The organism is Blastococcus sp. SYSU DS0541, assembly GCF_054050875.1.
This window is the reverse complement of the sequence record NZ_JBJHAD010000013.1, coordinates 44,732-68,629: the sequence shown is the minus strand read 5'-3', so window position 1 is coordinate 68,629 and position 23,898 is coordinate 44,732. Positions and strand designations below refer to the sequence as shown.

Annotated in this window: 20 protein-coding genes; 8 read left to right on the top strand and 12 right to left on the bottom strand. The window is 72.3% G+C overall.

What is annotated here, in order from left to right; genetic code table 11:
• Positions 1-260: 260 nt before the first annotated feature.
• The gene (locus ACI794_RS14635; RefSeq protein ID WP_456616731.1) at positions 261-398 is read left to right on the top strand and encodes a hypothetical protein; all 138 of its coding nucleotides are present in this window, start codon (positions 261-263) and stop codon (positions 396-398) included.
• 347 nt (positions 399-745) lie between these two features.
• Here the strand turns inward: ACI794_RS14635 and ACI794_RS14630 are convergent, their stop codons facing one another.
• Genes ACI794_RS14630 through ACI794_RS14620 form a run of 3 tightly spaced genes read right to left on the bottom strand, consistent with a single transcriptional unit; the run spans position 746 to position 6,512 of the window.
• On the bottom strand, positions 746-2,239 hold the full coding sequence (locus tag ACI794_RS14630) for an N-6 DNA methylase (RefSeq protein WP_456616730.1): 1,494 nt from the start codon (positions 2,237-2,239) through the stop codon (positions 746-748).
• On the bottom strand, positions 2,236-3,654 hold the full coding sequence (locus ACI794_RS14625; protein WP_456616729.1) for a hypothetical protein: 1,419 nt from the start codon (positions 3,652-3,654) through the stop codon (positions 2,236-2,238). The genes ACI794_RS14630 and ACI794_RS14625 overlap by 4 nt, the downstream gene beginning before the upstream one ends.
• A gap of 59 nt (positions 3,655-3,713) precedes the next feature.
• Positions 3,714-6,512 carry a type I restriction endonuclease subunit R gene (locus ACI794_RS14620; protein WP_456616728.1) on the bottom strand — a complete coding sequence of 933 codons (2,799 nt, stop codon included), beginning with the start codon at positions 6,510-6,512 and terminating at the stop codon, positions 3,714-3,716.
• A gap of 494 nt (positions 6,513-7,006) precedes the next feature.
• On the opposite strand from ACI794_RS14620, the gene ACI794_RS14615 reads away from it, so the two are divergent.
• Positions 7,007-7,762, top strand: a complete 756-nt coding sequence (locus ACI794_RS14615) for a hypothetical protein (RefSeq protein ID WP_456616727.1) — start codon at positions 7,007-7,009, stop codon at positions 7,760-7,762.
• A gap of 57 nt (positions 7,763-7,819) precedes the next feature.
• On the opposite strand, the gene ACI794_RS14610 is transcribed toward ACI794_RS14615, so the two are convergent.
• Together ACI794_RS14610 and ACI794_RS14605 are read right to left on the bottom strand one after the other, a co-directional pair.
• On the bottom strand, positions 7,820-9,325 hold the full coding sequence (locus ACI794_RS14610) for a hypothetical protein (RefSeq protein WP_456616726.1): 1,506 nt from the start codon (positions 9,323-9,325) through the stop codon (positions 7,820-7,822).
• A gap of 323 nt (positions 9,326-9,648) precedes the next feature.
• Complete coding sequence (locus ACI794_RS14605) at positions 9,649-9,915, bottom strand: hypothetical protein (RefSeq protein ID WP_456616725.1); 267 nt, start codon at positions 9,913-9,915, stop codon at positions 9,649-9,651.
• An 830-nt stretch (positions 9,916-10,745) separates the two neighbouring features.
• Here ACI794_RS14605 and ACI794_RS14600 point away from each other — a divergent pair.
• The 3 genes from ACI794_RS14600 (at position 10,746) to ACI794_RS14590 (ending at position 15,664) form a co-directional block, all read left to right on the top strand.
• Entirely contained in the window at positions 10,746-13,910 is a 3,165-nt protein-coding gene (locus tag ACI794_RS14600; protein WP_456616724.1) for a hypothetical protein, read from the top strand.
• Between the two features lie 106 nt (positions 13,911-14,016).
• Positions 14,017-14,538 (top strand): hypothetical protein, encoded by a 522-nt coding sequence (locus ACI794_RS14595; RefSeq protein WP_456616723.1) that lies wholly within the window; start codon positions 14,017-14,019, stop codon positions 14,536-14,538.
• A 340-nt stretch (positions 14,539-14,878) separates the two neighbouring features.
• Entirely contained in the window at positions 14,879-15,664 is a 786-nt protein-coding gene (locus tag ACI794_RS14590; protein ID WP_456616722.1) for a hypothetical protein, read from the top strand.
• 87 nt (positions 15,665-15,751) lie between these two features.
• On the opposite strand, the gene ACI794_RS14585 is transcribed toward ACI794_RS14590, so the two are convergent.
• The 7 genes from ACI794_RS14585 to ACI794_RS14555 all read right to left on the bottom strand — a co-directional run bounded on the left by ACI794_RS14585 (position 15,752) and on the right by ACI794_RS14555 (position 20,008).
• Entirely contained in the window at positions 15,752-16,129 is a 378-nt protein-coding gene (locus ACI794_RS14585) for a hypothetical protein (RefSeq protein ID WP_456616721.1), read from the bottom strand.
• Between the two features lie 222 nt (positions 16,130-16,351).
• Entirely contained in the window at positions 16,352-17,317 is a 966-nt protein-coding gene (locus tag ACI794_RS14580; protein ID WP_456616720.1) for an ADP-ribosylglycohydrolase family protein, read from the bottom strand.
• Positions 17,318-17,341: 24 nt separating this feature from the next.
• The gene (locus tag ACI794_RS14575) at positions 17,342-17,998 is read right to left on the bottom strand and encodes a hypothetical protein (protein ID WP_456616719.1); all 657 of its coding nucleotides are present in this window, start codon (positions 17,996-17,998) and stop codon (positions 17,342-17,344) included.
• A gap of 39 nt (positions 17,999-18,037) precedes the next feature.
• Positions 18,038-18,808, bottom strand: a complete 771-nt coding sequence (locus tag ACI794_RS14570; RefSeq protein ID WP_456616718.1) for a GGDEF domain-containing protein — start codon at positions 18,806-18,808, stop codon at positions 18,038-18,040.
• Positions 18,805-18,951: a hypothetical protein gene (locus ACI794_RS14565; RefSeq protein WP_456616717.1), complete on the bottom strand. Its 147-nt coding sequence runs from the start codon at positions 18,949-18,951 to the stop codon at positions 18,805-18,807. The genes ACI794_RS14570 and ACI794_RS14565 overlap by 4 nt, the downstream gene beginning before the upstream one ends.
• 481 nt (positions 18,952-19,432) lie before the next feature.
• Positions 19,433-19,639 carry a DUF2795 domain-containing protein gene (locus ACI794_RS14560; protein ID WP_456616716.1) on the bottom strand — a complete coding sequence of 69 codons (207 nt, stop codon included), beginning with the start codon at positions 19,637-19,639 and terminating at the stop codon, positions 19,433-19,435.
• Positions 19,640-19,666: 27 nt separating this feature from the next.
• Complete coding sequence (locus ACI794_RS14555) at positions 19,667-20,008, bottom strand: hypothetical protein (RefSeq protein ID WP_456616715.1); 342 nt, start codon at positions 20,006-20,008, stop codon at positions 19,667-19,669.
• 124 nt (positions 20,009-20,132) lie between these two features.
• Here ACI794_RS14555 and ACI794_RS14550 point away from each other — a divergent pair, with 124 nt between their 5' ends.
• The 3 genes from ACI794_RS14550 to ACI794_RS14540 all read left to right on the top strand — a co-directional run bounded on the left by ACI794_RS14550 (position 20,133) and on the right by ACI794_RS14540 (position 23,752).
• Positions 20,133-20,552: a MerR family transcriptional regulator gene (locus ACI794_RS14550; protein WP_456616714.1), complete on the top strand. Its 420-nt coding sequence runs from the start codon at positions 20,133-20,135 to the stop codon at positions 20,550-20,552.
• Positions 20,549-22,174 (top strand): peptide chain release factor 3, encoded by a 1,626-nt coding sequence (locus ACI794_RS14545; RefSeq protein ID WP_456616713.1) that lies wholly within the window; start codon positions 20,549-20,551, stop codon positions 22,172-22,174. The genes ACI794_RS14550 and ACI794_RS14545 overlap by 4 nt, the downstream gene beginning before the upstream one ends.
• 186 nt (positions 22,175-22,360) lie before the next feature.
• The gene (locus tag ACI794_RS14540; RefSeq protein WP_456616712.1) at positions 22,361-23,752 is read left to right on the top strand and encodes an MFS transporter; all 1,392 of its coding nucleotides are present in this window, start codon (positions 22,361-22,363) and stop codon (positions 23,750-23,752) included.
• Positions 23,753-23,898: the final 146 nt, after the last annotated feature.

The following is a 23,898-nucleotide window of genomic DNA, read 5'->3' as shown; positions in this document are numbered from 1 at the left end:
CGTCTCTGCGCCACACGGAGACAGCGGGACGCATGGGGCGCGTGGGGCCCCTGAGCAGAAGACCCCCGGATCCGTCGGTGGGACCTGCCACGATCAGCGCGTCACCTCCGTCCGGAGGTGTTGAAACGACAGCGCCCCCCCGGTTGCCGCCGGAGGGGCGCTGTCACAGAGACCGCCCACGGGGAGCGGGCCTGCTGCTTGCTGAGACTGAGCAGTCTGCCTCTCCGGGTGGTGGTCATCAACGGGACCAAGGAGTTCTGATGGTGAGACGCAACACCCGCCAGACTGGCACCAAGGCGGCCAAGGCAGCCGGCAAGGTGCTGTCCAACCCCAAGAGCACGAAGGCGGAGAAGTCCGCCGCGGCCTCTGCGCTCTCGCAGACGCCGAAGCGGAAGTAGCCCGGCGTGGGGCCGCACAACTGGGTCCGCGCGATCGTCCACTGCACCAGGCACCGTCAGGACTGCCCACCGCTCTGCGTGCGGGTGGAGGCTGAGGTGCCTGGGCCGCTTCGGTGTTCACCGGGTGGGGGCAGTGTGGGCGGCATCGAGGGGTCGCCGGACTGCTCGTGTGGTGGGCGGTTCGACCCGTCGGATCTCGGTCGACGCGTCGCCGACGCGATGCGCCGCGGTCTCGGGGAGTGGATCCGCCGGGGTGCCGTCGTCGTCGAGGTCTGACGGGCGCGGAGGGCCGGGGGTCGTCGTGCCCGGCCCTCCGTGTCAGACCTCGGCTTGGTCCGGCTGCAGGCCTACTCGGCGACCTCGGCGGGCTCCAGCGGCTCGACGCCCAGCCCGACGGCGATCTCGCCGAACTGCTTGAGGATGGCGGCCATCTCCTCCTGGATCTCGGCGATGAGCACGTCGGGCGCGGGCAGGCTGTCGGGGTCCTCGAGGCTGTCGTCCTTGAGCCAGGTGATGTCGAGGTTGACCTTGTCGCGGGCGATGAGCTCCTTGTAGGTGAACCGGCGGAACCGCTCGGACTCCACCCGCTCGTACCGCGCGCCGGGCCGGTAGGCGGCGACGAAGTCGTCCAGATGCCCCCGCCGCAGCGGGTTGGTCTTCATCGTGAAGTGCTGGTTGGTGCGGAAGTCGTAGATCCACGTCTCGCGGGTCCATGGCGCCTCCGCGGCCGGCATCTTGTCGAAGAACAGCACGTTGGCCTTCACGCCGCCGGCGTAGAAGATGCCGGTCGGCAGCCGCAGCATGGTGTGCAGGTCGCAGGTCTGCAGGAGCTTGCGCCGGATGGTCTCCCCGGCACCGCCTTCGAACAGCACGTTGTCCGGCAGCACCACCGCGGCCCGGCCGTGCGTGTCGAGGATGGTGTGGATGTGCTGGACGAAGTTCAGCTGCTTGTTCGACGTGGTCGCCCAGAAGTCGTCCCGGACGATGGTCATCTGCTCCCGCCCGGTGCCGCCCTCGTCGGTGACGACCACGGCCGAGGACTTGCGACCGAATGGTGGGTTCGCCGCGCAGCAGGTCCAGCGCCGGCCGGGATCGGCCTTGAGCGAGTCGCCGGTGTGGATGGGGCTGTCGCCGGTCGGCTGGGTGATGCCGTGCAGCACCATGTTCATCGCGGCCAGCCGGGCGGTGTCGTCGACCAGTTCGTAGCCGGTGGCGAACCCGGTGCGCAGGTGCCGGCGCTCGTCCGGGTCAAGGTGGGAGTTGTGCTCGACCACGTACTGATGCGCGGCGAGGAGGAACCCGCCGGTGCCGCACGCGGGGTCGACGACGGTGTCGGCCGGGGTGGGCTGGAGGCAGTCCATGATCGCCTGGATCAGCGGCCGCGGGGTGAAGTACTGCCCCGCGCCGTACCCGCCCTCGGAGACGCCGCGGTCGAGCAGTCCTTCGTAGGCGTCGCCCTTGACGTCCGCGTCGAGGGAGGACCAGGTCTCCTTGTCGATGAGATTGACGATGAGGTGCCGCAGCCGGGCCGGGTCCTGGATCTTGTTCTGCGCCTTGCGGAAGATCTGCCCGAGGATGCCAGGCTGCTGACCGAGCTCGCGCAGGACGTGGATGTAGTGCGCCTCAAGGTCGTCGCCGCTGCGGGTCAGCAGCGACTGCCAGTCCAGCCCGGCGGGCACCGCGGACGGCCGGTTGTACGGCGGCCGGGACTGCTCGTCAGCCATCTTCAGGAACAGTAGGTAGGTCAGCTGCTGGACGTAGTCGAGCGTGGAGACGCCGTCGTCCCGGAGCACGTGGCAGTAGGACCACAGCTTGGCGACGAGCTGCTGGGCGTTGGTCATGCCGACTCCTCGACGGGCGCAGTGCGGGCGGTGGGAACGGTGCGGGCCCGGTGACGGCGAGCAGTCGGCGCCGCGGCGGCGCGGTCCTCAGCGATGCGCTTGAGCAGCAGCTCGGCGCCCTCCTCCGCGGGGTCCTGGTCGACGAGCCGACCGGTGACGGCGGTGCGCAGGAGGGATCGGGCCATCAGCTGCGCCTTGCGACGTACGCCGGCGAGGTCATGCCGAGCTGCGTCGATGATCGACAGGCGGCGCTGCAGCTCCGCCACGATCAACGGCTGATCCTCCAGCGGCGGCACCGGGACGGGTAGCCGCTTGAGGTTGGTCATGCTCAGCGACGCCAGGTTGGTGGTCTGCTTGCCGGCGGCCTCGAACCAGCGGCGGCCGAAGGTGTTGCCGTGCCAAGACAGCAGCCGGGGGTCGAGCACCCCGCTGCGGACGCGGCCGCGGAAGACGTGGTTCTGGTGGATGCAGTCGGGGATCTGCCCTTCCCACACCCAGCCGCGGCCCAGCTTGTCCCGGTCGCCGCCCTCGTTGAACAGCACGTCACCGGGCAGCAGCCGCAGCGCCTCAGCCTTCGCCGGCGGCACCCGGATCCGGGCGACCTCGTCGAGGTCCAGGCGGCCCTTCTGCACGTTCGCCACCCGCAGGTAGGGCACCTCCACGTAGCTGGGGTCGGCCTGCTTCTTGGCGTCCTTGGTGACGCCACCGGTGACGTCGCAGAGGGCGCCCAAGGTCGTCCATGTCCACCCGGCGGGCAACGCTGGCAGACCGGGGGTGTCGGGCGCGAGGACCGCGTCCAGCTCCGCCGCCAGATGGACTGCGGCCGACGTGGCTCCCACCGTTCCCGGCACGAGCCTGCCCAGCACGGCGGCGTGGACGACCGACTCCGCGAGCCGCTCCAGATGCTGGCCCAGCGGCACCAGGTCGCTGGCGGTCCGGTCGAGGTCTGTCAGCCGTTCCTCCAGAACCGCAACGATGCGGCGCTGCTCTTCGACCGGCGGCACGGGGAACTCGATGGTCTTGAAGCGGTTCGCCGACAGGTGGGCGATGTTCGTGGTGATGCGCGACTCGCGGGTGAACCGGCCGCTGCGCATGTAGTACCGGAAGACGGTCAGCGCCCAGTCCGGTTCGATCCCCGGGTAGGCACGGAACCGGATGAGACTGTTGGTGAACGCGACGTCGGCCGGGGTGCCGCGGTACATGGCTGGGCGGCCGAGCAGCTCGGGAGACTGCCCCTCGTTCAGCAGGATGTCACCGGGCAGCACGCGGTACCGCTCGAACTCGTCGGGGTCGAAGTGCATGGACATCACGTCAGCGGTGTCGATGCGATCCTCGAACACGTTCGCCACGCGCAGGTAGGGGCGCATGTTCGTACCTGTGTGGTACTTGGGCGCCCGCTGGCGTCCAAGTTGCACCTGACCAACCTCGGCCACTGTGGACCAGGCCCAGCCGGTGGGCAGGTCGGGGAGACCGGTCACGCGACGAGCGCCTGGTTGAGCTCGTCGAGCAGGGGCTCGAGTTCGCCGTGGAACACCTTGTACGCACCTCCGAGGCCGCCGCGCTCGGCGAACGGCGCGTCGTCCAGATCGTCGACCGTGACCGTCAGGGAGGACCCGATGACGTCACGGATCCGCTCCAGCCACTCCAGCTGCTCGCCGCTGAACCGGCGGCCGGTCTGCTCCTGCTGGGCCAGCCAGCCGGCGAACCGCTGGTTGACCGTCTCGGTGTAGGGCACCAGCTCGTTGTCCTGCTCCAGCGCGAACCGGACCAGCGACACGAGGTCGGTGACGATGCGCTGGCCGCCGCCACGCACCTTGGACGCGTCGAGCGCCTGGTAGGCCTCCCACAGCCGTTCCGGGGTCCAGGCGTGCGGGGGCTTGGCGATGGCGTTGGCCAGCTCCTTGACCTGCCGGAAGGTGACCTGCCGCTTGTACGGCACCCCGTAGAGGGCCTGCAGGGCGGCGAGCTCATCGCGGTGCTCGTCGATCCACGCGCGGAAGTCCGCGGCGGTCTGCTTCGCACGGTCGGTGGCGTCGGTGGAGAACCCGGCCTCGACGACCTTGTCCTTGCTGTACTCGTCGATGAGCTGCTCGGCGGCCTTCTTCAGCGCCGACAGCTTCTCCCGGAGGTCCTTGCTGTTGAACGGCTGCAGCGCGGTGCGGATGAGCCCCTCCTGCGCGGTGGCGACCTCCGCCGGCTCCGGCTCACCGGCCTCGCCGCGGGCGACCCGAGCGGCCTGCGCGGCGGCGAAGGCGCGGTCGGGGTTGACCGCGGCGACCAGGTCGTGAGCGAGCTGCTGCACGCTCACGCCGCCGCTGATGGTCTCGACCTCGAGCCGGTCCTCGTCGGTGAGCTGCTTGTCCAGCCGGGTCAGCCGGGAGCCGAGAGAGGACGCGAGGTCGGCGGTGGCCACGCCGAGGGCGGCCTGGTGCAGCAGCTTGTCGAAGCTCACCTGCTTGGCCCGCTCCAGCGGGGTGGTCTCGTTGAGCTCGGTCTCGGTGACGCCGACGGCGTCCACGAGGACGAAGTGGGTCTTGCCCGGCGCGTCGGGGGTGACCGCGCGGAAGTCGGCGTCGTTGATGACACGGACGCCGCGGCCCTTCATCTGCTCGAAGAAGTTCCGGCTCTTCACGCTGCGCAGGAACACGACGCACTCGAGCGGCTTGATGTCGGTGCCGGTGGCGATCATGTCGACGGTGACGGCGACCCTTGGGTTGTAGCTGGTCCGGAAGTCGGCGAGGAGTTCCTCGGGCTTCTTGCCGGACGTCTTGTAGGTGATCTTCACGGCGAAGTCGTTGGTCCGGTCGAACTCCTCGCGGAACGCCTTCACGATGCGGTCGGCGTGCGCGTCGTCCTTGGCGAACACCAGCGTCTTGGGCACCTCGCGCCGGCCGGGGAAGATCTCGGTGAACAACCGGTCGCGGAAGGTGCGGACGACGGTGCGCAGCTGGTCCTCGGCGACGACGTCGCGGTCGAGCTGCTCGGCGGCGTACACGTAGTCGTCCTGGAGGGCGACCAGCCGGGTCTGCCCGGTGAGCCGGTCGCGGAACTTCACGACGGTCTCGCCGTCGGCCTCCACAGTCGAGCCCGCGGATCCGATCTTCGTGCGGATCCGGTACACCTCGAAGTCGACGTTGACCTGGTCGGCAACGGCCTCCTCGTGCGTGTAGGAGAAGACCAGGTTCTGGTTCATGAACCCGAGCGTCTGCTTGCTCGGGGTGGCGGTTAGGCCGACGAGGTGGGCGTCGAAGTACTCCAGCACCTGCCGCCACAGCCCGTAGATCGACCGGTGGCACTCATCGACCAACAGCAGGTCGAACGCCTCGATGGGCACTGCGGGGTTGTAGTCGACGGTCGGCGGGTCGGCCGGGGTGAGGTCCTCGATGGAGGTCTCCTCCAGCTCCGGGTCGAGCTCGGCTTCCCCGCGCAGGATCGAGTACAGGCGCTGGATGGTGGTGATGACGACGTGCGCGGCCGGGTCGATCTTGTTCGAGGTGAGCAGCTGCACGTTGTACAGGTCGGTGAACTTGCGGCCGGTGTCCGGCGTGACGAACGTCTGGAACTCGCGCAGCGTCTGTCGGCCGAGGTTGCCGCGGTCCACGAGGAACGCGACGCGGTTGCCGCCGGCGAACTTCAGCACGCGGTACGTCTGGGCAGCGGCCATGAACGTCTTGCCCGCGCCAGTGGCCATCTGGACCAAGGCGCGCGGCCGGTCGGCGGCCAAGGACGCCTCTAGGTCGACGATCGCGTCGTACTGGGCCGGGCGCAGACCGACGCGGTCCAGCGGCGGCATGTGCCGCAAACCACCGCGGAAGGTGGCTGTAGCCGGCTGGGCACGGAAGCGCTGCACCCAGCGGACCAGGGTCTCCGGCCGGTGGAACCACTGCACCTCACGCGAGCGGGGCACGGGGTCGTAGCGGTTGGTGAATCGGGTTTCGACGCCGGTGGACTCGAAGGCGAACGGCAGCGGCCGTCCCGCCGAGGGGATGCCGTCGGGCAGTCCGTCGGCGTACTTGGCCGACTGGGTCTCTACGCCGACCAGCGATGTGCCGACCTTCTTCGCCTCCAGAACCCCAACAGCCTCGCCATCGACGAAGAGCAGGTAGTCGGCGCGGCCATGGCCCCGGGTCAGCTCGAACTCGCGCACGGCGACACCGCGCCCGGCGGTCCGGTTGATGTCCCGGTAGTCCTGGACGACCCAGCCGGCCGCGGTGAGCATCTCGTCGATGCGCACGCGCGCCTGTGCCTCCGGCGTCAGGTAGGCCTCGCGCACCGGCCACTCACCCCCGTGTCGTCCTCGATCCACGCACCCGGCGGACCGTCACGGCGCCCGGTGGTCGGGCGCACCACTCCCGACGGTATCGGGCCGCGCGCGGACCGTAGGACATCCCTGTGACGCTCCGGGTGCGCCGGGCGGGTGTGGCGCCCGAGTCGCTGCGCACTTCACCCATCAGGGGTGGACTCGTCCTGGGGCGCTCGGCTCCCCCGTCTGTGGGGACGATGCACCTGCCAGCGGCCATGTCGGCGCGGACCGGCCGTGTCAGAGGCTGCGGCGGGGTGGTGCATCACCCGGCCGCAGCGCCGCGGGTGCTCCGTCCCTGCTGTCACCAGGGAAGGGCCGGCAACGCCGGTCCCGGGCCCGTCGTCTGCGCTGGGCCCGGGGCTCGCACGCGCCCACGGGGCGGCTTCCGGTATCACGGTTGGCGGCTGGTGAGACAGCGCCGAAGTCCGAATGCCCACCACGGCGAACCCAGCACCGTCTCCCCCATGTCATCGCACGAGCCAGCGACCGAGACGGTCGCCCTCGACACTCTCGATGTCGGCGGGCGCCTGCGGCCGGCCGACGCCGGCCATGTTCGGGTCCTCGCCGACGTGCTGGACGAGACTCCCCCGGTGCTCGCGCTCGTGGAGGGTCGGCGCGTACTCGACGGGTTCATGCGGCTGGACGCCGCACGCAGCCTCGGTCGGACCGAGGTGCTGGTGGAGTGGGTGTCCGGCGACGAGGCCGTCGCCTGGGAGCAGGCGATCCGCACGAACGCGAGCCACGGGTTGCCGCTAACCGCCCGCCAGCGCCGGGAGGCGACGGTGCGGCTGCTCGTCCTCGCTCCGCACTGGTCCGACCGCCGGATCGCGGCGGCCGCCGGAGTCGACGCGAGGTCTGTGGGTCGATGGCGGAAGACCCTGTCGGACCGCGCGGGTGTGGAAATGCCGCACCTGAGCACCCAGGAACGCGTCGGCCGCGACGGCCGGCGACACGTGTCAACCAGGGACCTGGAGGTGCGCCGCGCGGTAGCGCGCGAGCTCCTGCGCGAGCAGGCCGGACTCTCCGACCGGGAGCTGGGACGTCGAGCCGGGCTCTCCGCCGCTGCCGTCCGTCGACTACGCACTGAGCCGCCGCGGCCGGTGCCGACGTCCGCGCGTCGACCCAGCACGGCCCGGGCGGTCTCCGTGGTGCTGCGGTCCGCCCGGCGGGCGCTCCGCCGGGTCGCCGGGCTGCTCGGGCGGCTCCTTCGCCTCGGTTGAGCAGGGGGGGGAGGTGTGCTCCTCCCCCTGCGGTGGCCATGCGACGCGGGCGTGTGGTCAGAGCGGCCGAACCGGGCGCGGCAACGTGCCCGGGTCGGGACGGTCCTCCTCGAGCGCGGTGGCGATGAAGGTCACCTTCCGCACCCCATTCGACTTGCCCGGCCGGGCGGTGATGCCGAGCGCAGCCAGCGCCTCGGCCAGCCGCTTGACGCGGCCGCTGGCCTGCTGTCCGGTCATGGGCCAGTCCCGGTCCTGCGGGTCACGGGACGCCGCCACCGCGGTGAGGAACTGCTCCCAGGTCCCCGACCACTGCCGATCGTGGCCGGCGTCGACCAGACCCTTGATAGCCGTCGTGAGCGGGTCGCCCTCCGCGACGACGATCTGCACGTCCACCTGGCCGTCGGCGTAGGCCGCGAGCGCCTGGCCATCGCCGCCGGGAACATCGGTCACGCGGTCGAGCGCGGCGAGCACCGACGAGAAGTCCGACATCCGCAGCTCGCGGTGAGGCGGCGAGACCTCGACCTCGGCGAGCGTGCCGAGGACCCGGCTGACGAGGGTGAGCAGGGCGGCGTGGATGCGCGGGCGGTCGACCCTCCAGGTCGCCTCCAGCTCCCGCTCCCCGCGGCGATCACGTAGCGGGAACAGCTCGATCGGCAGCAGCCGAGTGGCCAGGTCACCGCGCAGGCTGCCGGCGTCGATGCTGGTCATCACGACCGACCGGCGCATCCAGGTGGGGACTGCGCCGGTGTCGGTGTACAGCTGCCGGACCACCCGGCCGTGGCCGGTGACCAGCTGGCACAGCGCGTCGCTGAGCCATGCCGGGAGCCGAGAGACGTTGTCCCAGGCGAACGCGGCCGTGCCCAGCGCGGCGACGGTCAGCTGGTCCTCGTCGCGCGGTACCTGGCGCAGCGGTGCCTGCTGCGGGTCAATCAGGTCGATGACCGCGCGGGCGGCGGACGACTTGCCCGAGCCCGCCGGCCCGGTCAGCAGCAGCACCGGGGTCGGCCCGGTGAGGTGGGTAGCGGCCAACCAGCCCACAAGGAGCGGCCAGTCGGCATCGGTGACGTTGACGTACCGGCGCAGCAGCAGCAGGTCGGCCAGGACCCCTGCCGAGGCAGCTGCGCCCACCTGATGGACGGCGGGTAGGGGGTAGGCGCGGGCCAGCGGGCTCCGCTGGAAGAGCACCGGGCAGGCGTCAGCCGCAACGATCCTCCAGCCTCCGGGCGTCACCACCACCGCAGCGCCGTCGCGAGTACCGAGGTCGACGACCACCTGCCGTTGGTCCGGCAGGTGCGCAACACGCCGGTGGAGCCACACGTCGTCACCTCGGATGCCGAGTGAGTCCACCTGGCTCAGCGCATCGGCGAGTGCGGTCGCCGAGGGCACCGAGCCCAGGCGGGCGTCCTCCCACAGCAGCCGCAGGTGCTGGGCGAGTCCGCCGCGGCCACGGAGCGGCAGAGCGATGTTCGGCGGCAGCGCGAAGGCACCGCTGGTGCTGGCGCCCCGCGGCGTGACGACGGTGGCGCCCTCCGCCTCCCAGATGGCGAAGTTCGCCTTCGTCATCGCGACCAGGGTTGCGGCTTGGCTGTCTCGGGGAGCCGCCGGGGTGTCGGCGGCCGGCTGGACCCCGGGCGGGGCCTGCTCGGTCGGATCGCCGTAGAGGCCGGCGTCACGCGCGTCAGCGGGACGGCGTCGGGGCAACTCCGGCTGGGGCACGGGCCCGGAGGCCGGTGGCAAGGGCTCGCCGCGGGGGGTGTAGTCGACGAGCGGGTCGACGACGTCCCTTGCGGAATCGTCGCCGGCGCGGACAGTGCTGGGCATTGGAAGGGGCTCCTCACTCCTTCACTGACGCCGTCCGGGTGGCCGCCCGGACGGCGTCGTCTCGTCTAGGGCTTCGTTGCGCGCGGCGGCGGGTCGACCGGCGATGCCGCAGGGCACGCCCGGTCGGTCGGTTGCGGGAGGTCGGGGACACGGGTGATGTCCGCGCCGACCAGGTAGCCGGCCAGCAAGGACTCGGTGAACGCGTTGACCGACAGACCGCGCGTCGCAGCCGCGTCCCGCAGCAGTGCCGCGAGCTGTCGATCGACGCGCAGTCGCAACCGTTCCCGGTCGACGCCACGTTCGGCGTACCGCCGGCGATCCCGTTCGGACACAGCTGGGCCCTTTCCTCCTCGAATGTGGCCCCACAGTTCGCAGCTGCGCACGGGTGTCACGGAGGTGGGCCGTCGGCCCCACGGGCTGCCGTCGCCGGGGCTCGGAGAGCGGTCCGGACGCGGGCCCGTCAGCCGGGGTGCCCGACAGGGGCGACGGCAGGGACACCTGTGGCGACTTGGCGCAACGCACCAGGGTCGCTACTGGGTGAACCGGGCGACACCGGACGCCCATCGAGGGGCACTCCGCTGACCGGCGCCTCGCGCTTCAGAGCCGGGCGAGTAGGGCATCGGTCCTGCTAAGCGCCACATGGATGCACCGCCCTCCGCGACGGCAGGGACACCGGGACACCTCGCTCCAGGCCCTCTCCATCCACCACTGCCGCTTTCGTCCACGCCCTTCCTGCCCAACAGAAGCGATAGGGGCGAAGGTGTCCCGGTGACCCTGCGCGGTTCTGGATCGGCACCCCGAGCTGACCCCCCGGCTGAAGCTCACCGGTTCTGAGGGCGGTGACCGCGCCGACGGTCACCGCCATGACGCGATCGGAAGCGGCCGCCTGCGCCGCGGCATCCTGGCAGGACCTGACCACCGCACTACGCCGGCTGAGCGACGAAGACTTCAACGCCCTGGACCCAGCCTCCCTCGACCCGGTCGAGGCCACGGTGCGCGTCCATCTCCACCGGCCGCCGCCTTCAGGTCGAGGGTGAGCACCCGGTTGTAGCGCCCTGCACTCAGCTCACCGAGTGACGGCCCTTGTATCGCTGCGAATGGCGCCGACGGTGCGGGCGGCACGGTCCCCCCGACCGAGCCCCCGACCCAAGGAGCGCCCACCATGTCCGACCTGCTCGTCCAGATGGCCAAGCTGTTCACCGACCGCAAGGTCCACGTCTTGCTGGCAGCCCTTCTGCCCGGAGGGCGGTTCTGTCGTGTGCACTGGGACCGGTTCTCGATCACCCGTGACCTCGATGGCGTGGCCACGCAGGTCCGCACCACCACGAAGCTCTACCCCAACGACCCGGACGTTCAGGCCTACACCGCCATCCCCGAGGAGGCCTTCAACCCTGCCAACCAGCACCTCGCGGCCAAGTACGGGCTGATCTGGATCCGCCTCTCGGACGTGCACCCGTTCGTGGCCAAGGACGACGTCATCGGCTGCTGCTGGCCGGGCACCACGACGCTGTTCTTCCGCATCATGAGCTCCGCAGTCACCCGCCAGGTGCAGCGGCTCGACGGGCCCGACGAGAACGCGTACACGGTGCTGATGCTCGCTGTGTTCAACCACTACGACAGCCTCACCGAAACCCGCTGGGCGGCCGACATCACCCGCGGCGCTCGTGACCGCGTCAACTGGGCGCTAACCCATCGAGCCAGCGCAGACCGCAACCTGACGATGACGTTCGGCACGAAGTCGTACCACCCCGTCGGCGACCGTCAGGCGCTGGCGATCCTCGGCGCCTTCGGCGAGGAGGACGACTACGAACGCCGGCAGAAGCTCACCGGCACGACCGTGCAGAAGGCGAAGGACGGCGGCGTTCCCCGCTCCGAGCGGCAGATGCCCTACGGGTTCCGGCATGCCCGGGTCCCCGGCACCAACCGCAAGGTGCGCGACGCCACCCGCGGCTACCTGCCCGAGGCCGACTGGGCCTTCGTCCCCGCCATGCAGGCGATCGTGACAGCCGCTGTCACCCGTGACGTCCGCGGCCGGTACACCATGCCGATGAGGGAGGTGACCCGGCTGCTCGCTGTCGCCGACGTGCCCCGCCGCGGCCAAGCCGTGGACGGCTCCTACCGAGACCTGTTCGGCGACGCCGACATCACCGATCCGGCAGCCGTCACCGCCGCCGCCGTCGACGGCATGACCCTCTACCGGGTCGGTCGCTCGTTCTTCGTCAACAACTCCTACCGGCCCCGACCGGCCGCCGACCGGTTGGCCCAACCGGACCTGACGCTGGAGGAGCGGCTGTTCCTGCAGAAGGTGATCCTCTGGCGCACCGGGATCTTCGTGCAGAAGCGGGAGAACGACGTCCGCGGCCGCGAAGTCGCAGTCAAGGGCGAGACGCCCATCTACCGCGATCCGATGGACCAGTTCGGCTACTTCCTCATCGAGACCCGGTGGGGCTTCCCCATCGACCCCGACACCGGCGAGGAGCTGGTCGCATGGGGCATCCCCGACGAGACCTGGCAGCTGCTGACCGAGCGGCTGCTCACCGAGCGGCCCGACGCCGGCCCACGCGGCGGGCGCGGCCGCGCCCGAGGCACCCGCCGAGTGCTGGAGGACTTCGCCTCCTGGACCACCGACTCCGGGATCGAGGACCAGCCGTGGGAGTGGACCGCCGGTGCCCGGGTGAACAACCGCCGCCCCACCGCCCACGGCGACGCAGCGACCGCAGGCGACAGCCGCGGCCGGCAGAACGTCGTCATCTACCGGAGGTCCTGGGCGGAGGGCACCGCGGCGGACGGCTCCCGGGCCGGGTGGGGCAAGCAGCAGTCCAACCCGAAGCTGTTCGTGCAGGCCACCATCAACCTCGCCGAGCTCGCCGGCGACACCGCAGCCCGCTTCGTCGAGGCAGTCGAGTCCCGCGTCCTGGGCCGCTGCGACCTCGCCCCGGTGGTGCTGCCCGCGCAGCGCGCCGTGGCCGAGCCGCTGGAGGCGCGCCTAGGTGCCCTCCAGCGCGACCTGGCCGCCGCGAGCAAGGAGGTCGCCGATCTCAGCCGCAAGGCCGAGGGCCTGCGGGAGACCGCCTTCGAGTTCAAGCAGGAGGGCAACCGGGAGAAGTTCCGCACCTACGACCGGCAGGCCGACGAGCGCGACGCCGAAGCGCGGGCCGCCGACGAGCGGCGCATGCACCTCGAAGCGCGGCTCGCGCAGTTGCGCGCTGAGGTGGCCACGCCCGCCCCCGCGGAGGACGCGGTCGCCGACCTCTCCCCCGCCGCCTACGTCGCCGAGACCTTGCGCCGGGCCGCACTGAACAACGGCAGCGTTCCGGACCGCGCCGCTGAGTACTGCGAGGAGAGGCTCACCGGATGGCGCTTCACCCCGGCCGGTGCGCGGGTCGGCTGGTCGTGCACCGCCCGACTTCCCCTGATGGGGGGCGGCTTCGTGGAGCTGAACCTGGCCGGATCCATCACCAACATCCGGCACAAGTCCGGCAGGAACACCGTGACCGGCGACATCGCCGCCGAGGCGGTGTTCGGGCAGGGCCGTGACATCGACGAGTTCGCGCGCATCCACGACGTGTCGCGGGCGACGCTGGTGAAGAAGCGGCTCATGCCGTGGCTGGTCGACCAGCACATGACCAGCCCGAAGATGAAGTGCGCCCTGGTCGACCACCCTGCCGGCGCCCCGCGGGAGGTCGTCTTCGCCCACCTCACCGGGCAGCCCAACCCCGCGCACCAGCGCTGGTCGCAGGCCTGGCGTGACCTCGTCGTCGACAGCTACGTGCGCAGGCCACGCCCGTGGGGGTTCGCCGCCTGCCCCGACGACACGCTGCAGATCCAGCGCATAGCGGCCACCCTCGCCCTGCCCGAGCACCGCAGCGCCGGGCTGCCGCTGACCATGCTCGCCGCGGTCACCGGCCGGAACATCAAGACCGGCCTCCGGCGGCTCGTCGTCCCGGAAGACCGGGAGAAGATGAACGCCGGCTTCACCCGCCCGCGGTACTTCGAGTACGTGCCCGGGAGCGACAAGCAGCGCATTCGCGTCCGACCCTGTCCCCACCGCGGCTGCCGAGGCGTCGCTGACCGCGTGCTGCTGCTCCCCGAGGTCGCAGCGTCCGGGTGGGGGGTGCTGTGTTCGACCTGTTGGAGGGCTCCGGTGGCCGCCGCGGACGTGTCCCCGCAGACGGCCAGCCGGTGGGAGCAGGCCGTGTTCCCGGCGGGCTACGACCTGTTCTTCACCGGCCAGGCCGGCGCGAAGGGCTCTGTGCGCGAGCGGACGGAGACCACGATCATGGTCGCCCCGGAACCGTTCGACCTGGCCCCGGCCGTGGCGGCCTGAACGGCGGGGCCGGTACCCGCTGCCGGCGTCACGCGCGGGTGACTGCCGTCCGGCACAGACTCCGCACCGTCCGGGTCGTCATCACCGACGACCCCAGGAGACACCCGTGAACAACCGCATCGCCATGCTCGCGTCGATCCACGCCGCGCTGACCGACCGCAGCCCCGAGGGCGCGGACGCCATCGACGACCCGGCGTGGATCAACGTCCTGATGAGCATGACGCCGTACCCCGAGGTCACCCGCAACGGCAACCGCTGGGTGGAGACCCGGAGTGAGCGCCTCGACGCAGGCCGCACCGTCTACGCCGTCATCTGCCGAGAGGAGGACGGCGAGCTCCGCGTCACCGCGCACATCGACGTCTGGGCGGCCAACGCCGAACGGAGCCGCCTCGACCAGGTCGTCCTCGGCCGACCGCGCGGCGTCCGGATCCGCAGCATGAACGCGCTCGACCTGCTGCACCGGACCGTCGTCAACGAGCACGGCGCCATCTTCCACGTCGGCGGCCTCTACCTTGACGCCCATAGCGGCCGCATCGTCATCGACCTGCTGGACCTGGACGAAGACGACAACCCCATCCCCGGAACCGAGTGCGGCATGTACAGCCTCGACGGCTGGGCGGTGCTCTGACGCCGCAGGCACTGCACCCACGCCCCCTCGACCGGCCGGTCGAGGGGGCGTCGTCGTTGGCTCATCAAGGGCGAGCGCCCAGTGCGGCTTGCAGCCGGTCGCGCCCTGTGAGGTGAATGCCGCCGGCGAGTGCCACGGCATGGTGCGCCTGCCCGCAGAGCCCCGCGAGCCGCTCAACCGAGCCACTGGAGGCACCGTGTCCCCCACAACAGGAACGACCACAGCCGGTAAGTCCCGGCACCACGCGCGGGTCCGAGGCCTGGGCTACGACATCTTCGCCGTCCTCCGGGCAGCAGGGACGGGCGAAGGCGCGTCGACGAGCACCAGCCACCGGCGTGTGGTGCGCACCGTGGACAGCGACCCTCGGGACATCAGGCGCGTACCGCCGCTGCCGGTGGTCGGGTTCGCCGACGGGGTCCAGACGCGCTACCACGTACGACATGTAGCGCACCGGCCGATCTCGCTCGTCTGGGTCGCAGCCGGCGCCGTCTCCGAGGACCGGACGCTGCTGGAGTTCCGACAGCGGCTGGAGCTGGTCGGCTCCGGCGCCGACCAGCTGCTGCTGACCGAGTTGAGCAGGCAAGGACGCGGCCTGCCGGTCCACCTGGTCGAGGAGCTCACGCCGTGGGGCATCGCCGCGGCAACCCAGAACGTCGTCGACCGCTGGCGCACCGAGTTCGAACGGGAAGTCATCGCCAGCACCCACATCCCCGAGGGGCAGCACCTCGTCGTCGACGGCTCGATCCGCAGCCACTGCCGCAACCAACTCGTCGGGGTGGTCAAGCACACCGCAGACACGCAGTACCTCGCCGACGAGTCCGTGATCCCCGACCGGGCCGGCTGGCGCAGCCCCGTCTTCCACCTGCCGGCAACCACCACCGCCGAACGAGACGTCCTCAGCTGCTACCTGCGTCTGCATCCTGCCCCGGGCTCGAAGGACTGGTCGCACGGCCTGATCCGCCTCGAAGCCCGCGATCCGGAAGTGCTGGACGCCGCCTGCGCCCTGGCCATGCAGCACCGACAGGGCCCCGGCTCTGGAGACGCACGCTGGAGCGTGCACCTCGAAGGCATGCACTGGGCCGAGTACGGCCTCAAGGTGTTTCGGGATCCGCACCTGGAGCTATAGCCCGCACCGACCGACCACCACCACGGAGATGGCCCCCGCCCGATCGGCGGGGGCCATCGGTCGTGCCTACCGCTATACGCGGCGCGGTTATGGGATGTCGATCCGCTCGGCCGCGATCCCGTTCTGCAGCCGGCAGGCGCGGCAGGTGATCGCGTCATCGTCGTGCTTCTGGTTCCACCAGCTCGACTGTTCCCGGAGCAACTGCGGACGCAGCTGCGGCCATCGGGTCGGATAGCGCTCCAGCTCCTCCTCTACGAGGACGGCCTGCCGTGCCAGCGTGTCCGCGTCATCGGGGCGGTGGTGCTTGGTGCGCTCGACCACCAGACGTGACAGAAGCCGATAGGTGCCCACCAGGGTCTTCCAGTCCTGCTCCCGCTGCTGCCGAGGCGACGGCTGCCAGGTGACGCGCCGTCGCTGGCGCACCGCGGTCGGCGACTGCCGGCCGGTCCGGATGGTTTGGGACATGAGGCCTCCGAAGAGGAGGCGCGTGCCGGAACCTGACTGTTCCGGCGATCGCGCGGAACACAGTCGGTGTCCAGTGCGGACCATCGTGGCGAGTGGCGCGCGCGCAACCTCCGGATGAGCCGCGGAGGCGGACCGTTTCCCGCAGTGCTCGTTCTCGAACAGCTCGCGTGGAAGAGCACCTGCCGGGCGGTCAAGTCGCGGCTCCGCTCGAGCCCTGGCGTGCTACGAGGCGCGGGTGGAGCCGGCCAGGCGTGCGGCCACCGTCTGGATGCGCGTGCGCTGCTCGATCCGGGTGAGCAGCCCTTCGGGGATCGCCGACGCGCCGGTCCACGCGCCCACGATGGAGCCGGCGATGGCTGCGACGGTGTCGGTGTCGCCGCCCATGCGGACGGCGAACAGGATGGCGGCCAGCGGGTCGTCGGGGTGCCGCAAGGCCGCGCCCAGGGCGGCGCCGACCGCCTCATGAGCGGCGATCCCGTTGCCGGTCTGCCGGGCGACCTCGGCCGGGTCGGCGTCCTCCGGGACCGCACCGGCAGCACCGACGGCGTCGCGGAGCTCCGCGGTGGTCGCCGCCCGGCCGCAGTGCTGCAGGACCAGTTTGGGCGCGACGTCGCCCGGCAGCGCCTGGTGGATCCCGACGTGCACCGCGACGGCGACGATCGCGGCGCCGTCCTGGCCGACGGGGTGGGCGTGGGTGATGGCCGCGCTGCGCCGGGCCGCCGCGCCGACCCGGGTGAGGCCTCCGGGCAGGGCTCCGGCCGGTGCGGCCCGCATGGCGCCGCCGTTGCCCAGCGACCCGCGGCCGCCGAAGGATCGGCGGGCCTCGGTGCGCCAGTCGCTGCCGGCGAGCACGGCCTCGAAGATCCGCGGCGGGTTGGCCCCGTAGCCGCGCCACGGCTCGGCCTGCCAAGTGCGGGCGAACGCCACCGCGAGCCGGTCCTCGTCGACCTCCGCACCGGTCACTGGCTCGGCGGCCTGGTGGGCGAGGTGCTCGGCGAAGGCCAGCTGGAGGGCGGTGTCGTCGGTCCAGCGCAGCATCGCCTCGGATGCGAGCAGCCGGTCGAGCCGGCGCGGGTCGACCTCGGGGGAGCCCTCGAACGGCGCCCCGAGCGCGTCGCCCAGGGCGCCGCCGAGGAGCAGCCCGCCGACCTTGTTCAGCCAGATCGCGTCGGCCGGCTGGTGGGTCATGTGGTCCTCCCGGTGGTCGCGGGTTCAGCGCAGGGGGCGGTGGTCGCGGCTGCTGGCTGTCCACAGCAGGTTGATCTGCTCGAGGATGTCCTGGTAGGCGACCTCCTCCTCCGCGGTGAGGACGGCGGGCTGCCCGCGGCGCTGCGCGCTCAGCAGCCGGGCCGCGAGCAGGCGCGTGCCGGGAGTGGCGGGCAGGTCGAGCAGGCCGACCAGCCCGGCCAGTTCGGCCACGAGCTCACGAGGGTCGGCGGGGAGGTCATCGGGAAGACCCACGCCGGCGTAGATGGTGAGCAGGTCCCGCACCGGTGCCGGCAGCGCTGGGTGTCCGAGCACCCGCGCGCTCAGGCTCAGCGCGCCGACGTCGGGGCCAGGCAGCCGGACCGGGGTGAGGACCACATGTGGCTCCGGGGCGTGGGGGCCGTAGACCTCGGGTCTGCGCGCGGAGCAGCGCTGCGTCGGCTCCAGGAGGTAGAGCAGCCGGCGCACCGACAGCAGGGTGCTGCAGTCGGCGAGGATGCCCGGCAGGTCCGGCCGCCGCCCTCCGTCGGGCTGTGCGATCCACGCCCGCAGGTCGGTGAGGAGGTCGGCGAGCAGCTCCAGCGGTCGGGTCAGCGCGCCGTCCAGGTCGGGCACGAGCACACCGAGTCCCGAGTGCGCCGCCGGTGCGGGGTGGAAGCTCATCTGGTCCGCCTCGTGGGGATGGAGTCCTTCGGCTGGTGGCTATGCGGTGGCCGGGTACCGGTGCTCTGCGGGAGCCGGCCCGGTGCGGTGGCTGTCGACGCAGTTGCGGCCGCGCTCCTTGGCCCGGTAGAGGGCGAGGTCGGCGCGGGCGATGAGGGTCTCGGGGGCCTCGCCCCCGGCGGTGGTCGCGACGCCCACCGACACGGTGATCCGGCCGGCTCTGGCGTCGGCGACCGCGAGCCGGATCCGGTCGGCGACGCGCAGGCTCTCCCCGTGACCGGCGTCCAGGAGGACGGCGAACTCCTCGCCGCCGACGCGGTACACGCCGTCGCCGTTCCGCGCGGCGCGGCGGGTGGCCTCGGCCACCTGGGCGAGGGCCTGGTCGCCGGCGGGATGGCCGTGCCGGTCGTTGTAGGCCTTGAAGTGGTCGATGTCGATGAGCGCCAGCGTGGTGTGCGCCGGGTCGCAGCGGCGGCGCAGCGCGGGGGTCCGGCTGCTGCGCAGCCGGGCGGCGAGCTCCTCGTCGAACGCCCAGCGGTTGCCCAGCCCGGTGAGGGCGTCGGTGCGGGACCGGTGCGTGAGCTCGCTGACCAGCTGCTCGACACGTCTGGTGTGGCGCAGCTGCAGCACCGACAGCACCGCGAGCCCGGCCGGCAGGGGCAGGCGGAGAGGGGCCTGCCGCTGCCGGGGCGCGACCACCCGGCGGGACTGCCCGCGGCGGCGCGCCACCTCCACGGCCAGCGGCAGCAGCCCGAGCGCGGCGAGCAGCCGGCCGCGGCCGGCGATCCGCTGCGGGGTCATGTCGCTCATCGGGCGCGGGTGGCCGGAGCGCCGTCGTCGCCGCGCGAGGTGGTCGGTCGGGTGCCGGTCGGCCGGGTGGTGCCGCGGTCGAGGGTGACGGCGCGGCCGGCCCGGGTGCCCCGGTCCACCGCCTGGTTGGAGACGGAGTCCATCGGTGGCAGCGCGGCGGACCGCGTGAGCAGCGGCGCGCCGGCGGCCTCGGCGATCTGCCGCGCCTGCGGATGTGGGAACCGGCTGACGTCGACGACCAGGGTGAGCCGCTCCGGCGGGGCGGCGGCCGCGCCGGCTGCCCGGTGCCCGGTGGCCGCGGTCAGCTCGTGGCAGGTGACCGGCTCGAGCAGGGTCCGTAGAACGCGGGCGGCGATGCGGTCGGAGCGGCCGAACGAGCGGTAGATGCCGACGACCGCTTCCTTCGGCGGCGCGGCAAGGGCCCGCAGTTGCTCGGCGGCCAGGCCGGCCAGGTCGTGCAGCGGCTGGATGTCGGTGTGGCCGGCGTCGCGGGCGGAGCCGCGGGTGCGCAGGACACGGGGGGTGGTCGGGTGATGCGGAATGGGAGGACTCCGGTCTGGGGAACAGGGACGGGGCGGTGCGCCGGGGCCGGCCGCGGGGCCGGCCGTGGGGCCGGCCGTGGGGTCAGACCCCGACCGGCAGGTCGGGCAGGTAGGGCCAGATGTCGCGCGGGCTGGCGAACTGGCGGGCGGGTAGGTGGCGCAGCAGCACGAGGACGTCGGGATGCGCGCCGCTGCGCTCGGCGGCGTCCCGGAGCTGGGCGGTGGTGACGGGGCCGGAGTCGAACGCCGGCCCGACGGAGTCGAGGATCTGGATGCGGGTGATCGCCACGGGTGCTTCCTCCTGGGAGTGGGGTGGTCAGGTCGTGGGCGCAGCGGTGACGGCGCGGGACCGGTAGTCGGCCGGGATCGGCCCGTTGGCCCGCACCGCCCGGGCCAGGGCGTCGGCGTCGCAGGCGGTGCAGCAGGTGGTGTCCTTCCACCCGACGACCGACAGCTGGGTGCCGCGGGAGAACTGGGTCAGTACCTGCGGCCGCTGGACCAGGTCGGTGCCGCCGCAGGTGGCGCACCGCGCCTGCTGCTGGTCGCGCAGAAACGATGTGCCGCATCGACAGCAGGCGATCCGGATGCCGTCGGCGCTGCGGCTGCCGAGGAGGTCCTCGGTCTCCCCGCACTGGGGGCACTGGATGCGCATGGGCATGGGCCGACCTCCTCGCTGTGGGGCGAGCCGCGGCGTCGGGCAGCGATCCTCGCGGCGCTAACTCTACCCTCACGTTAGAGTTGGCTGTAGCGGGGATCGGGGGGAGGCCTGCCGAGAGGAAGCGATGACCGGGCGACGGATGCAGATCGGCGAGGTGGCCGAGCGCACGGGACTGAGCGTGCGCACCATCCGCTTCTACGAGGAGAGCGGCCTGGTCGTCCCGTCGGCCCGCACCTCCGGCGGGTTCCGGCTGTACACCGACGGTGACGTCTCCCGGTTGCAGCGGATCCGCCGGCTCAAGCCGCTGGAGTTCACCCTGGAGGAAATGCGGGACGTCCTCGGGCTGCTGGACGAGGTGACCGACCAGGCGGGCGCCGCCGACACCCCGGCGGCGCAGCTGCTGGAGCGGCTGGCCATGTACCGGGAGCTCGCCGACCAGCGGGTGGCCGCGCTGCACGACCGATGGGCCGCCGCGGCCGGCTTCGCCGAGGCGCTGTGCCGGCACGAGCAGCGCCTGCATCGCACCAGGGAGATCCACTCATGAGCGCCACCGCCCCAGCCCGCCCAGAGGCCGGGCACGCGCCAGGCGCCGACGTGGTCGGCGAGGCCGCCCGGCGGCGCACCTTCGCCGTGATCAGCCACCCCGACGCCGGCAAGTCCACGCTCACCGAGGCCCTCGCGCTGCACGCCCGGGTGATCGGGCAGGCCGGCGCGGTGCACGGCAAGGCCGGCCGGCGGGGCACCGTGTCGGACTGGATGGACATGGAGCGCGCCCGCGGCATCTCCATCACCTCCGCGGCGCTGCAGTTCTCCTACCGCGACGCGGTGGTCAACCTGCTCGACACCCCCGGCCACGCCGACTTCTCCGAGGACACCTACCGGGTGCTCACCGCCGTCGACGCCGCCGTCATGCTGATCGACGCCGCCAAGGGCCTGGAGACCCAGACGATGAAGCTGTTCGCCGTCTGCAAGCACCGCGGCATCCCGGTCATCACCGTGGTCAACAAGTGGGACCGCCCCGGCCAGGACGCCCTGGCGCTGATGGACGAGATCGGCGAGCGCACCGGGCTGACCCCCACCCCGCTGACCTGGCCGGTAGGGATCGCCGGGGACTTCCGCGGCGTGCTGGACCGGCGCGACGGGTCCTACCGGCGGTACACCCGCACCGCCGGCGGCGCGACCGTGGCCCCCGAGGAGCACCTCACCGCCGAGGAGGCGGCCGCCCGTGAGCCCGAGGCCTGGGCGCAGGCGCTCGAGGAGGCCGACCTGCTGGCCGCCACGGCCGGCGAGCACGACCAGGAGCTGTTCCTCTCCGGGGTCACCACGCCGGTGCTGTTCGCCTCCGCGATCTCCAACTTCGGCGTCGGCGCGCTGCTCGACGTGCTGGTCGACCTCGCTCCCGCGCCGACCGGCCGGCCCGCCGCTGACGGGACGGTGCGCCCGGTCGACGCGCCGTTCAGCGCCTTCGTGTTCAAGGTGCAGTCGGGCATGGACGCCGCCCACCGCGACCGGCTGGCGTTCCTGCGCGTGTGCTCGGGGGTCTTCGAGCGCGGCATGGTGGTCACCCACGCCACCACCGGCCGGCCGTTCACCACCAAGTACGCCCAGCATGTCTTCGGCCGGGAACGGGAGAGCATCGACGTCGCCTACCCCGGCGACGTCGTCGGCCTGGTCAACGCCTCGGCGCTCGGGGTGGGCGACACCCTCTACGCCGACCGGCCCGTCGCCTTCCCGCCGCTGACGACCTTCGCCCCCGAGCACTTCGCCGTCGCGCGCAGCCGGGAGACGGCCAAGCACAAGCAGTTCCGCCGGGGCATCGCCCAGCTGGAGTCCGAAGGTGTGGTTCAGGTGCTCCGCTCGGATCGCCGCGGGGACTCCGCGCCGGTGTTCGCCGTGGTCGGTCCCATGCAGTTCGAGGTCGCCGCCCATCGCATGGAGCACGAGTTCGGCGCTCCGGTGGAGCTCGAGCCCCTCCCGTACAGCCTGGCGATGCGCACTGACGAGGCTTCGGTCGCCGGCATCACGGCCAGCAGTGGGACAGAGGTGCTGCGCCGCTCCGACGGCGAGCTTCTCGCACTGTTCACCACCAAGTGGGTGGCCGGTGTGCTGCGGGAAGGCAAGCCGCACCTGACCCTGGAACCCCTGGTGGCCGCCCAGCTCGGATGACCACGGGCGCGCAGACGACCCCTCGCCGATCCGAACACCACACCCTCGCCGTCAGCGACGCCGGCACGACCTCGACAAGGACTTCCCACGTACCGCTCCACGCCGGCGTTCCGGTCCACATCGCCCGCGGCCGCACAGACAGCACCCGCAGGCGCACGCGGCCCCGGCGGCTTCTACGGCTGGCACATGGTCGCCGTCTCCGCCCTCGCGCTGGCGATAACCGCCCCCGGGCAGACCGCGGCCATCTCCGCGTTCATCGACCCGATGACCCGCGACCTGGGGATCAGCCGCTCGGCCATCTCCACCGCCTACCTGATCGGCACCCTCGCCGGCGCCGCCGCCATGCCCGTGGTCGGGCGGGCACTCGACCGGTACGGCACCCGGCTCACCATGGCCGCCATCGGCGCCGTCTTCGGCGGTGTGCTCCTCGCGCTGTCGGAGGTGTCGACCGTGGTGGGACTCACTGCGGGCTTCGTCGGCGTCCGGATGGCCGGGCAGGGCGCCCTCGGGCTGGTCGCCACCACCGCCGTCGCCGTCTGGTTCTCCCGCCGCCGCGGCCTGGCCGTCGGCGTGGTCTCTGCTGTCGGCGCGGCCGGCATCTCCCTCGCGCCGGTGGGGTTGGAGGCGCTGATTTCGGCCACCGACTGGCGCACCGCCTGGGCCATCGAGGGCGTCGCAGTCTGGGCAATCGTCATCCCGCTGGCCCTGTTCGGGGTCCGCAACTCGCCCGCCGACCTCGGCCAGCGCCCCGACGGCCGGACGCCCGAGGGGGCGCCGCCGCCCGCCGCGGGGCCGGTCGGCGCGACCCTCGGCGAGGCGGTCCGCACCCCCTTCTTCTGGGTGATCCTGGGCGGGGTCGCCGTGTCGGGGATGCTGGGCACCGCGGTCGCCTTTCACCAGATCGACCTGCTCGGGGAGCAGGGCCTGTCGAGTGGCGAGGCCGCGGCCAACTTCCTGCCGCAGACGGCGGCCTCATTGCTGGCCACCCTCGTGGTCGGCGCGCTGGTCGACCGGATCAGCCCGCGCTGGCTGACCGCCGGGTCCATGCTGGCGCTGACCGGCGGGCTGACCTGGGGCACCGCGGTAGACCCCGGCTGGTCGGCCATCGGGTTCGGCCTGGTGCTCGGCGGCTCGGCCGGGGCGATCCGCACGCTGGAGGCCGGGGCCTTCCCGCGCTACTTCGGCACCACGCATCTCGGCACGATCCGTGGCGTCGTCGCGTCGGTCAGTGTCGGCTCCACCGCATTCGGCCCGGTGGGGTTCGCGCTGGTGCACGACGCGACCGGCGGCTACACGGCCGCGCTCCTGGCCTCCGCCGTCCTCCCGCTGCTGGTCGCCGTCGCCGGACTGCTGCTGCCGGTTCCGTCCCCGCTGAGCGGCGACCCGTCCTCCGACTCCGGGCCGCGGGACGACGTCCCGATGCCGGAGGCCATGCTGCCGCCGGGCCCGGCCGGTCCGCGCCCGCTGCCGGGGAGGCCGGGCCCGATAGTGACGAACGGCTCACCATTCAACCCTGACGTGAGGGACGAGTTCCCGGCAGACTGGCCTCGACACCGACGACGCGGTCACCTGCGCTGATGGCCCCGGACGGCAGATCCCGCCCGGCCCCGCACCGCTCCGACCGCCGCGTCGCTCCACGGGTGCACTGCAGCACCCATCCACACTCGGCACCGCCTCCGGTGCTGCCCGCCTGCGCCGAGACCGGCGCACTGAACGAGACGGAT

Excerpts from the sequence above, each read along its gene's own strand:
- ACI794_RS14635 (WP_456616731.1), top strand. The coding sequence starts at position 261 with ATGGTGAGACGCAACACCCGCCAGACTGGCACCAAGGCGGCCAAGGCA.
- ACI794_RS14630 (WP_456616730.1), bottom strand. The coding sequence starts at position 2,239 with ATGACCAACGCCCAGCAGCTCGTCGCCAAGCTGTGGTCCTACTGCCAC.
- ACI794_RS14615 (WP_456616727.1), top strand. The coding sequence starts at position 7,007 with ATGTCATCGCACGAGCCAGCGACCGAGACGGTCGCCCTCGACACTCTC.
- ACI794_RS14610 (WP_456616726.1), bottom strand. The coding sequence starts at position 9,325 with ATGACGAAGGCGAACTTCGCCATCTGGGAGGCGGAGGGCGCCACCGTC.
- ACI794_RS14600 (WP_456616724.1), top strand. The coding sequence starts at position 10,746 with ATGTCCGACCTGCTCGTCCAGATGGCCAAGCTGTTCACCGACCGCAAG.
- ACI794_RS14585 (WP_456616721.1), bottom strand. The coding sequence starts at position 16,129 with ATGTCCCAAACCATCCGGACCGGCCGGCAGTCGCCGACCGCGGTGCGC.
- ACI794_RS14580 (WP_456616720.1), bottom strand. The coding sequence starts at position 17,317 with ATGACCCACCAGCCGGCCGACGCGATCTGGCTGAACAAGGTCGGCGGG.
- ACI794_RS14575 (WP_456616719.1), bottom strand. The coding sequence starts at position 17,998 with ATGAGCTTCCACCCCGCACCGGCGGCGCACTCGGGACTCGGTGTGCTC.
- ACI794_RS14570 (WP_456616718.1), bottom strand. The coding sequence starts at position 18,808 with ATGAGCGACATGACCCCGCAGCGGATCGCCGGCCGCGGCCGGCTGCTC.
- ACI794_RS14565 (WP_456616717.1), bottom strand. The coding sequence starts at position 18,951 with ATGGACTCCGTCTCCAACCAGGCGGTGGACCGGGGCACCCGGGCCGGC.
- ACI794_RS14555 (WP_456616715.1), bottom strand. The coding sequence starts at position 20,008 with ATGCCCATGCGCATCCAGTGCCCCCAGTGCGGGGAGACCGAGGACCTC.
- ACI794_RS14550 (WP_456616714.1), top strand. The coding sequence starts at position 20,133 with ATGACCGGGCGACGGATGCAGATCGGCGAGGTGGCCGAGCGCACGGGA.
- ACI794_RS14545 (WP_456616713.1), top strand. The coding sequence starts at position 20,549 with ATGAGCGCCACCGCCCCAGCCCGCCCAGAGGCCGGGCACGCGCCAGGC.
- ACI794_RS14540 (WP_456616712.1), top strand. The coding sequence starts at position 22,361 with ATGGTCGCCGTCTCCGCCCTCGCGCTGGCGATAACCGCCCCCGGGCAG.